The following is a 3,948-nucleotide window of genomic DNA, read 5'->3' as shown; positions in this document are numbered from 1 at the left end:
CTCGGAAAGCCGACGTTGTCGTCGAAAGTTGAACTCATTGCCGGTTTAGGAAATCCCGGTGCAAAATATGAGGGCACGCGACACAACGTCGGCTTTTGGTTTGTAGACCAGCTCGCCCAGTCAAAAGGATGCAGTCTTCGTCATGAAAGTAAGTTTCATGGTGAGGTTGGAAAAATATCCGTGAGCGGTCAAACAGTCTGGCTGATCAAGCCAATGACTTATATGAACCACAGCGGTCAGGCCGTATCAGCGCTAGCCAAGTATTACAAAGTCCCTGTAGAAAACATCCTGGTCGTTCATGATGAGTTAGACATACCGCCGGGTGAACTGCGATTAAAAAAAGGTGGTGGTCATGGGGGGCACAATGGATTGCGCGATATCATTGCGCATTTTAGTAGTAAAGAGTTTATGCGGCTTCGCCTTGGTATCGGGCATCCGGGATCCAGCGCTGAAGTCACCAATTATGTGTTGGGTCCACCATCCAGCGCAGACAAAGCACAGCTACTGGATGCCATAGACGCATCACTGGTTTCATTATCGCAAATTGTTGAAGGCGAGTTTCAAAAAGCCATGAATCATTTGCATTCTAAAAAGTAAGTTGTAGTGAAAGGGAAACATAATGGGGTTTAAATGCGGTATTGTTGGATTACCCAATGTTGGTAAATCAACCTTGTTTAACGCGCTGACAAAAGCCGGCATTCAGGCGGAAAACTATCCTTTCTGTACCATTGAACCCAATGTGGGAGTAGTGCCTGTGCCAGATCCACGTCTGGATAAGCTGGCCGATATCGTTAAACCGCAACGCGTACTGCCCACAACCATTGAGTTTGTTGACATAGCGGGTCTGGTGGAAGGCGCCTCCAAGGGGGAAGGGCTGGGTAACCAGTTTCTTGCCAACATTCGTGAAACAGATGCTATCGCCCATGTAGTACGATGTTTTGAAAATGATGATGTCGTGCATGTGTCAGGGAAAGTTGATCCCATTCGGGACATCGAAGTAATTAACACGGAGCTTGGACTGGCTGATCTTGATTCCACAGAAAAGAATATCGCCAAGACCAGTAAGATCGTAAAGAGTGGTGACAAAGAAGCCAAAGCAAAGATGGCGGTATTGGAGAAAATTCGTGATCACCTCGACAGTGGCAAACCAGTGCGTTCCCTGGACTTGTCCGATGACGACAAACAACTGGTACGGGATTTGTTTTTATTGACCAGTAAGCCCACCGTTTATATTGCAAACGTGGCCGAAGACGGCTTCGAAAACAATCCCTATCTCGACAAAGTAATAGATCTGGCTGCCAGTGAGGGAGCAGAAGTCGTTGCTGTATGTGCTTCCATAGAATCTGAACTGGTGGAACTGGAAGAAGACGAACGCGATGAGTTTTTGCAGGAAATCGGTTTAGACGAACCCGGTTTAAATCGTGTGATCCGTGCCGGTTATAAATTACTGGGATTACTCACTTACTTTACAGCGGGTGTCAAAGAAGTGCGCGCCTGGACGGTTCCAGTGGGATCCACTGCGCCACAATCGGCGGGTGTAATTCATACCGATTTTGAAAAAGGATTTATTCGCGCCGAAGTGGTTTCCTATGACGATTTTGTAGAATGCAATGGCGAGCAAGGCGCAAAAGAAGCCGGCAAATGGCGTCTCGAGGGTAAGGATTACATTACCCAGGACGGTGATGTCATGCATTTTCGTTTTAATGTCTAGTATTTATCCTGTTGAAATATCTTGGATAAATTGCAGGGTGTGTTAAAAAACAGACTATTGTTTGAGCATTTTAACTTGATAGGGGTACCTGATTCCGGTATCTTTACGCCTCCCCGTGGCTACGTAGCTCAGCTGGTTAGAGCACATCACTCATAATGATGGGGTCGGTAGTTCGAATCTACCCGTAGCCACCATTTCTAATCGATTGAAGTATCTTCTTATTTAAAAGCCTATTATAGACCGACCCCACTTTTTATATGGGTCGTAGCTGTCTCGCGCCGGTCGCTTCGCACATCCCTGTGCTCCCGCGACACTTATCCATCCATGTATGTCGTCCGTGGCGCTCGCCCTACGGGCGCACTTCGTGCGACCAATCTTGCTCCCGGCAAGATTGTCGAATCTACCCGTCGCCACCATTTCTAATTTGCATCATTCCAAACCTCTTCTTCCATGCGCAAACAGGATGTTTTATGTTCAAATTCATCCACGCAAAAACGCCAGTTATAGGGGAGATGTATTTAAGTGATATAAAATTTGACCAATACAGTCAATCCCGCACTGTCTTTAGTCCACAGTATGAATGAATAGCACAGCTATTTTTGGTTGTTAAGTTTGCCATATTCATCATAACTATGTTCTTTAAATCATCGTCACACAAACCGAGAAGAAAATTGATACAAAATTTTCACAATTTCACACTACGTAAACACATTGTCTTATTGTAAACTGAGTCTAAGTACTCGAGTTTTTTCCTATCTAATAATAAAAGCTGTCCAGCTGTATATAGTGTTTCCACAATTTAACATCCTTGTTATTAACCTAAGACGAGGGGGGGAAGTAAACCGTGGCATCTCAAACCAATGCACATGTTCATGAATCATTCAATATAAGTAGTAAAAAACATGGTGGGCGAGTAATTCGACTCCGACAGGAGCGCGTTGATTCAACGAATTCACTCTTTAGCTTAACGATCAATGGTGAACGGGTAAAAGTTGTCGATTACTCCGCCATTGGTGTTGCTATTTTAAGCAGCAGGAGGCTCGATAAGGAAATATCCGCAGTACCGTTTAACTACGCGGATATCAAAGTCGTCAATCTGGATCTTCATGAGAAACGTTGTGATCGTCTCGTTAGTGGTGAATATCGCATAGCGTACGAAATTTCCGGCGAGCCTCTGGATTTTGACAGGCTTGATGGCATTAAAGCCGCGCACCAGCTAGTGCAGCAACACAAGAAGTATGTTGAGGCATCGACCGAGCTTCCAGATCGTATTAAAGCCAGGGTTTACGAAATCAAAGACTGGCTCGAGCAGTTAAAATCGAAAATAAATGCCATGGCACGAGCACAGGAATACACCAGTCAGGATGCACAAATTGAATATGAGGAAGCGATAGTGCAGCAATTAGCAGACTTTTTTGCTGACGTGTTTCCGGCGCAGATTATGGCGTTTGCCCAGGAAATTCAGGAAGAAAGTGATGAAATTAAAAAACAGGCCATCGCGTTTCTGAGGCATAAACTGCATGACCTGATTTACCAGGCGCCATTTGCGAACCGGGTTTACTCCAAGCCTTTGGGCTATGCGGGTGATTTTGAAATGATGAATTTGATCTATCGCTCGGAGAGCATCGGTAAGTCCCTGTTTGCGCGTTGTTTGCAGCGTTATTTCATCAATGAGCCTTCTGCGCAGGCAGTGCGCAATCGTGCAGATTACCTGGTTCAGAAAATTACGGGTGTCGTAGAGGAGCATGCCCATGGGGATGAGCCAATTAGAGTATTATCAGTGGCTTGCGGGCCCGCGATGGAATGGCAAAAATTAATTCCCATGCTGCCAGATGGGGTGCGACTGGAGGTCGATTTACTGGACCAGGACGAACAGGCTTTATTAGCCACCCAGCGGCAACTCAAGCGCTTGCTTGCGCGCTATCCAAAATCCATAAAATTCCGTTACTTAAACAAAGCTATCAAAAATATCATCATTCGTGGCACGGACCAGCAGGGCTATAACCTGATTTATTCGTCAGGTTTGTTTGACTATTTGTCGGATTCTGCCTCCGCAATGGCAGCCAGCCGGCTTTTTCAGAGCCTGATGCCGGGTGGTAAGCTGATTATCGGCAACTTTAACGTCGGAAATCCCAACCAATTGGTTATGGATTATGCACTGGATTGGCCGCTCATCTATCGTTCAAAAGATGACCTATATAGCCTTTTCAAAAACCTAGAAGGGTCTATTCTTATAG

The 3,948-nt window shown here is 45.6% G+C and carries 3 protein-coding genes and 1 tRNA gene; all 4 read left to right on the top strand.

Annotation, left to right across the window (positions count from 1 at the left end):
• Window positions 1–597: aminoacyl-tRNA hydrolase (pth, locus tag ACWVCM_RS12605; protein WP_455202108.1), on the top strand; the 597-nt coding region annotated here is incomplete at its 5' end.
• A gap of 22 nt (window positions 598–619) precedes the next feature.
• Window positions 620–1,711: a redox-regulated ATPase YchF gene (gene ychF, locus ACWVCM_RS12600; protein ID WP_455202107.1), complete on the top strand. Its 1,092-nt coding sequence runs from the start codon at window positions 620–622 to the stop codon at window positions 1,709–1,711.
• A 117-nt stretch (window positions 1,712–1,828) separates the two neighbouring features.
• Window positions 1,829–1,905 (top strand) — tRNA-Met (locus ACWVCM_RS12595).
• Window positions 1,906–2,555: 650 nt separating this feature from the next.
• A partial coding sequence (locus tag ACWVCM_RS12590) for a hypothetical protein (protein ID WP_455202106.1) occupies window positions 2,556–3,948 on the top strand: 1,393 nt, incomplete at its 3' end.

The sequence above is a fragment of the Kaarinaea lacus genome, from assembly GCF_975902315.1.
Note: the sequence above shows the minus strand (reverse complement) of the source record. Positions and strands in the feature narration are given on the sequence as shown.

Coding starts and splice junctions, on each gene's coding strand:
- ychF (WP_455202107.1), top strand. CDS start 620: ATGGGGTTTAAATGCGGTATTGTTGGATTACCCAATGTTGGTAAATCA.